General features: G+C 52.2%; 6 protein-coding genes. All 6 read left to right on the top strand.

Features of this window, described 5'->3' with window-relative positions:
* A partial coding sequence (locus tag GXP58_08550) for a chemotaxis protein CheB (protein ID NOY53656.1) occupies nucleotides 1-583 on the top strand: 583 nt, incomplete at its 5' end.
* Nucleotides 580-1,845 carry a methyl-accepting chemotaxis protein gene (locus tag GXP58_08545; GenBank protein NOY53655.1) on the top strand — a complete coding sequence of 422 codons (1,266 nt, stop codon included), beginning with the start codon at nucleotides 580-582 and terminating at the stop codon, nucleotides 1,843-1,845. The genes GXP58_08550 and GXP58_08545, both read left to right, overlap by 4 nt.
* Before the next feature lie 69 nt (nucleotides 1,846-1,914).
* On the top strand, nucleotides 1,915-2,763 hold the full coding sequence (locus GXP58_08540; protein ID NOY53654.1) for an HDOD domain-containing protein: 849 nt from the start codon (nucleotides 1,915-1,917) through the stop codon (nucleotides 2,761-2,763).
* Nucleotides 2,764-2,789: 26 nt separating this feature from the next.
* Nucleotides 2,790-3,284: a chemotaxis protein CheW gene (locus GXP58_08535; GenBank protein ID NOY53653.1), complete on the top strand. Its 495-nt coding sequence runs from the start codon at nucleotides 2,790-2,792 to the stop codon at nucleotides 3,282-3,284.
* A gap of 144 nt (nucleotides 3,285-3,428) precedes the next feature.
* On the top strand, nucleotides 3,429-4,664 hold the full coding sequence (locus GXP58_08530) for an HD-GYP domain-containing protein (protein NOY53652.1): 1,236 nt from the start codon (nucleotides 3,429-3,431) through the stop codon (nucleotides 4,662-4,664).
* A 426-nt stretch (nucleotides 4,665-5,090) separates the two neighbouring features.
* Nucleotides 5,091-5,411 (top strand): hypothetical protein, encoded by a 321-nt coding sequence (locus tag GXP58_08525; GenBank protein NOY53651.1) that lies wholly within the window; start codon nucleotides 5,091-5,093, stop codon nucleotides 5,409-5,411.
* Nucleotides 5,412-5,524: the final 113 nt, after the last annotated feature.

Raw genomic sequence — 5,524 nt, 5'->3', positions numbered from 1 at the left:
CGCCGGCGGTCCGAGTGCATTGCAGGATGTGATCCCGCTGTTGCCGGAGAACCTGGGAGCGGCGGTGATCGTTGTGCAGCATATGCCGAAGGAATTTACACGGGTTTTTGCGGAACGATTAAATACGATGAGCCGCCTTTCGGTCAAGGAAGCGGAGGAAGGGGACCCCGTTGTCTCCGGGAGGGTCTTCGTTGCACCGGGAGGCTGCCATCTGTCCGTGAGAAGCCCGGCCGGGGAATCCTGTGTGATTCATCTCTCCGATTCACCGGCGGGGCTTCTTTTTCGTCCTTCTGTGGATGTGGCCATGAAAACCATTTCCCGGATCTATCAAAAAAAAGTTTTAGGGGTTATCCTGACCGGAATGGGATGCGACGGCCGGGAAGGGATGGCAAGCATCAAAAAGTTTTCCGGCCGGACGATGGCACAGGATCATGAAAGCTGCGTAGTGGATGGGATGCCCGGTTCTGCGGAACGGGCGGGTGTGGTCGATGCCCGGGTGCGGTTGAACCGCTTGGCGGAAGAGATCACGCAGGCTGTCTATGCGGAAACAGGGGACTGTCTTCGAAAAGGAGTCCGGGTATGAGAATTAAAATCAGTCATAAACTTGCGCTCGCTGCGGCCTTGGTCACGGTCGGGATTTTTCTGATGGGCGGAGTGGCGGTCCGGGACCTTCGGAAAATGGAGACCGGGTATCAACAGGTGCTCCGGCAGCAGACGGAAATGCTTCCCGGAACAACGGTAGAGAGCGGGGAGTTTTGGGAGGTCCTACGGAGTTTTAAGAGGACCCTGCTGTTTATGGCGGTTTCTCTGATTGCTCTCTCCTGGGGGGCGGCCTTTCTGTTGTTCCGTAATCTTGTCTCGCCCCTGCAGCGTATCTCCCGGATGGTGCAAAGCGTGGCTGCCGGAGATTTCAGTGTGGATGTTGACGCGGTCAAGAGCAATGACGAGTTGGGCGATCTCTATCACGATATGATGAAGCTGCAGGAGAATCTTCGCTCTCTCATTGAGGGGGTGGCCCATAGCAGCACGCACTTGGCCTCGGCCTCGGAGGAACTCTCCAGTACCTCGACACAAATGACGGAGAGAATGAAAGATCAGGCTCGCCGCGGCGAAGAAATTGCTACGGCCGTAGAAGAAATGAACCACTCGATCCAAGGGGTGGCCCAATATGCCGAACGATCGTTGGCGTCGGCGGAAGCGATGGTGCAATACTCCAGAGAGGGCAATGAAAAAAATGAAGAGGTCCTGACGAATCTGGATCAACTTGGAACGATACTCACGGGGGCCTCTGAGATGAGTGCCGATCTTTCACGGAAGAGCCTGGAGATCGGAAACATCACGAAGGTGATCGACGACATCGTGGAACAGACCCATCTTCTTGCCTTCAATGCAGCCATTGAGGCGGCACATGCCGGCGAGCAGGGCAGAGGATTTGCCGTGGTGGCCGATGAGGTCCGGAAACTGTCGGAACGGACTTCCAAGGCGACGAAAGAAATCGTGGAGATGATTTCACAGATACAGGAGGTCAGTGGAGATGCCGTGGTGAGGCTCTGTGAGGGAATCGAACTCCTGGAAGGAGGAACGGCAAGAACCCAGGAGAACAAAGCGCTTCTGCAACAGATGCTCAATGGTGTTGTCCAGGTCAAGGAGATGGTACAGCAGATTTCCACCTCGGCTCAGGAGGAAGCTCAGACCTCCGGGATGATTGCGGAGAACACCCAGGAAATCGCCCAACTCGGCAGAGAATTTTCCAACGAAGGGGAAGAGTCTCGCAAGGCTTGTGAGAACCTGAGCCGCCTTGCCATGGAAATGGAGCAGGATCTGTCGGTGTTCAAGGTTCAGTAAACAGGATCGGAAGAAGCATAGAAAAGGATTTTCTGATCCACGAGATCTTCTGCCAGGGAGGAACGTATTATGACTGCGACGATTGAAGAAGTGATTATGGACGCATGTGATTTGCCGGCGGTACCCGACGTGGCCAATAAGGTCATGAAACTTCTTGCCGATCCCAACACCTCTTCAGCGATGATCTGCCGCACCATCTCCGATGACTCGGCCCTGACGGCCCGAATTCTGAAAATTTCAAATTCCGCCTTCTATGGTTGTCTGCGGACGATTAATAATCTACAGTCCGCCATTGTGATCATCGGGTACAGCGCCATCCGGAGTCTGGTGATTGCCGTCTCGACAAAGGAGGTCTACAAGAGTTTCGGCCTGACGGAGCGAATGCTCTGGGAACATTCGGTGGGAATGGGGATTGCCTCCCATATCCTGGCGAAGGAGGCCAAGATCAGCAAGGTCGATGATGTCTTCGTCTGCGGTCTGATGCACGATATCGGCAAGGTGATTATGAACAACAGTAACCGTGATCTCTATAATGCGGTGATGGAGCGGACCTACAATGAGGGGATCACGGCGCTGGAGGCGGAGCAGGATCTTTTCGGATTTACCCATCCCGAGGTGGGGGCGTTGGTGATCAAGAAGTGGAACCTGACCGACGAACTGGAAAAGGCCGTTCAGTTCCATCACAACCCGACGTTGGTGGCCGATGAGGATGAATACATCCTGACGCTGACGGCGATCATCAATCTGGCCGACATGATCTGCCACCGCCTGGGGGTCGGGACCAAAGGACCGGAGGAAGGCATCGATGTGAACGGTTCGGAGTCGGCGAAAACCCTCGGTTTCACGGGCGCACAACTCGATGAGCTGATTCCGGTGATTGAAAAGAACTACAAAGAAGAAAAGAACATATTCGGATGAAATGTCGGAAGGGGCTGGAGAACGATATGGAAGTCAAAACGAACGGAGCAGCCACGGAGGTGGTGTCGGAGGTTGAACCCGAGAAAAATCTGCTGCAATTAGTGACTTTTCATGTGGGCCGGGAAGAATATGCCGTTGATATTCTCCGGGTGCAGGAGATTATCCGGGTGCAGGAGATGACCCGGGTGCCCAATACGCCGGATTATCTGAAGGGTGTCATCAATCTCCGGGGAAAGATCATTCCCGTCATGGACCTTCGGAGACGGTTCCGGATGGAAGCGATCGAACTGAAGAAAGAAGCAAGGATCGTGGTGGTGGAAGAGTCGGGAAAGAACGTCGGTTTGATGGTCGATTCCATGTCCGAGGTGTTGAATATCTCCAATACCTTTATTCTGGCGCCCCCCGATGCCGAGAACGGTTCGGACAACAATATTGAATTCATTCAGGGGGTGGCAAAACTGGAAGACCGTCTGCTGATTTTTCTCAACCTGCAAATTTTGCTGGGTGAGCATGGCCTCTAAGTGGCCCTATTCGTAAATACAGTGGCATTTGAGTTGCCCCGTACCACAGGGGGTACGCCTCAGTCGAGCGCCTTGACGAGACCACCCTGCGATCCTCTCGGTGCGTCACAGTATTTGCGAACAGGACCACTAAGGTGCGGAGCAATGCTGAAAAAGATCCATATCAATGACCTTCAAATCGGCATGTACGTTGAAAAAGTGGACCGCTCCTGGATCGAGATCCCCTTCTTCAAAAAGCATATCCAGTCTCCGCAACAGGTTGAAAAGCTCCGGAAGTATCACGTGGACGTTTTGTACGTTGATACGGAGAAGGGCGACTGGGCCGGGTCTGCGACTGTTTCACCGGAGTTCGCTCCTGCCCCGGGAAAGAAGGGGGAGTCGGAATCCTCGAGCAAACAGGCGAAAGAGATTCCGTCTATTTTTGATCCTGAGGAAATCCGGGTTGCCAAGGCTCTGCAGCGGCATGCCGTAGAATGTGTTAAAGGGGTTTACCGGGATATTGCCGAAGGAGGATCTCCCGATCTGGAATCCGCTGAAGAGGTGGTGGACCGGATGATTGATCATATTACCCATCATCCCGATGTTCTCTTTATTCTTTCCAAACTGCAGGACTTTGATGAATATACTTTTATGCACTGTGTGAATGTTTCGACCTTTTCCCTGATTCTCGGGAAGGCCCTGCACTATACCCAGAGTGAATTGAAAAAACTTGGGGTGGGTGCCCTCTTTCATGATGTGGGAAAGACGCGGGTGAACAAGGAAATTTTGAACAAGCCGGGCAAACTCGATCCAGCGGAACTGAAAATGATTCAGCGGCATCCCGTCTTCAGTGTGGAACTCCTCCGGGAGATTCCGGGGATGAATATGGAAAGCATGCAGGTCGCTCTGGAACATCACGAACGAGTCTCCGGAAAGGGGTACCCCCGCGGACTAAAGGGGAGGGAAATCTCCGAATTCGGAAAGATCGCAGCCATTGCCGATGTCTACGATGCGATGACGACCGAACGGGTCTATCAGACGAAGCTTATGCCTTATGCAGCGATTGCTCGTATTTACCGAATGGCGAAAGGTAACTTCGAACCCGGTCTGGTGGAGCGTTTTATCGCCCGGATTGGTATCTACCCGGTCGGGACTGTGGTGATCCTCTCCTCGGGAGAGATCGGTGTGGTGACGGAGATCCACCGGGATCATCTTCTGACCCCCATTGTACGGATTTTTGTGGACCCGGCAGGGAATCCTTCTGAGAATTTGAATCGAATTGACCTGCTTCATGATAAAAGTCATCGCAGGATCAAAGAGGTCATCCACCAGGATCAGGCCGGCATTTCCCTGAATGTGCTGGTGGATGTTCCCTTGAAAGCAGAGCCTGAAAGCGTTTGAAAGATGAGCGATCCCTTTGACATTCAGCGTATAGCCCCCCCGGTTACAGACGGAATTCCCAGGGCATCGAAAAAAGGTACGGGGATTCAAAAAGAGGATATTGCGACGGAATCTCCTCCGAATGTGATCAGGAGGCGTAAAAGTGAGAAGCGCAGAAACAGGCATGAAAAAGAGAGCAAAACGGAAGACCCCCCCCGGGACTCCGATTCCGGTCCGACGAAAAGTGTAATTGACATCATTATTTGATGATAAATCTCACAGTCCCCCCTCTTCATTCTTTCCGACAGACAGTGATCATCAAAAAATTCATAAGGGATTCATTTCGTTTTGTTGCGGCCTGAACCGGAAAAAGCTTGACATGTTACTTTTAAGGTTTTATTATAGATAAAGATTGTAACCATAAGAAATAATTGAGTGTTTTGGGCTATGAATTCCAATCAAGAAAATCTGAATCATAAGATTCGTGAGGCCGTTCAGTTGATTGCCGCATTGCGGGAGGAGAATATCGCACTGAAAGGTCGGCTTCGTGAACTCGAAGGTGCTCTCCGCAAAGAGACGGGGAAGGGAAAGGTTGACGCTGAAATCGCGGTAAAAATGAAAAAGATGAAAGAGGAGTTGAAATATCTGAAGAGTGATCGTATGACGATCCGCAAGAAGGTTCGTAGTGCCTTGAGAAAGCTGGAAGGGATCAAATTGAAGGAAAAACGGTCGGATCAGGTTCAGCGGGATCTCTTTGGAAGGGATTAGGCGGATGCCGGTGGGAGGGGATGGAGTATGGCAACCCAGGTAAATGTGAAAATCTTCGGACAGGAGTTCACGATCAAGGGGGAAGACTCCCCTGAATATGTGGAGAGCCTGGC

The sequence above is a fragment of the Deltaproteobacteria bacterium genome (assembly GCA_013151235.1).
Lineage (GTDB): Bacteria > CG2-30-53-67 > CG2-30-53-67 > CG2-30-53-67 > CG2-30-53-67 > JAADIO01.
The sequence above is the reverse complement of the archived record's forward strand: the minus strand, read 5'-3'. Positions and strand labels throughout refer to the sequence as shown.

Excerpts from the sequence above, each read along its gene's own strand:
- GXP58_08545 (NOY53655.1), top strand. The coding sequence starts at position 580 with ATGAGAATTAAAATCAGTCATAAACTTGCGCTCGCTGCGGCCTTGGTC.
- GXP58_08540 (NOY53654.1), top strand. The coding sequence starts at position 1,915 with ATGACTGCGACGATTGAAGAAGTGATTATGGACGCATGTGATTTGCCG.
- GXP58_08535 (NOY53653.1), top strand. The coding sequence starts at position 2,790 with ATGGAAGTCAAAACGAACGGAGCAGCCACGGAGGTGGTGTCGGAGGTT.
- GXP58_08530 (NOY53652.1), top strand. The coding sequence starts at position 3,429 with ATGCTGAAAAAGATCCATATCAATGACCTTCAAATCGGCATGTACGTT.
- GXP58_08525 (NOY53651.1), top strand. The coding sequence starts at position 5,091 with ATGAATTCCAATCAAGAAAATCTGAATCATAAGATTCGTGAGGCCGTT.